This is a genomic window from Christiangramia aquimixticola, from assembly GCF_048285835.1.
GTDB classification, from domain to species: Bacteria; Bacteroidota; Bacteroidia; order Flavobacteriales; family Flavobacteriaceae; genus Christiangramia; species Christiangramia aquimixticola.
In genome coordinates, this window is record NZ_JBLVTL010000299.1 from 1 (window position 1) to 285 (window position 285).

At 36.5% G+C, this 285-nt stretch carries 1 protein-coding gene; it reads left to right on the forward strand.

The window, feature by feature from the left end; all coding sequences use genetic code 11:
• Nucleotides 1–41 precede the first annotated feature (41 nt).
• Nucleotides 42–285 (forward strand): response regulator transcription factor (locus ACNKXV_RS14560; protein ID WP_417908417.1); only part of this gene is annotated, 244 nt, incomplete at its 3' end.

Sequence of the window (285 nt, forward strand, 5' to 3'; positions counted from 1 at the left end):
GGTTTGAGATGCTATATTTAAGATTAGAATAACCGTTTATTATGAAAAAGATCCTTATTATTGAGGATGATCGCCTGATTTCCAGCCTCGTCCAGTTTCGATTAAAGAAAGATGGCTATGATACACTTTTGGTGCAAGATGGAAATGAAGGTGTAAAAGCCATTGACTCTTGGCTTCCTGATCTAATTATTACAGATGTGATGATGCCATTTAAAAGTGGAATAGAGATTATCCATCATGCAAAAAAGAATCACCCAGATACTCCAATCATTGTGCTGAGTTCGC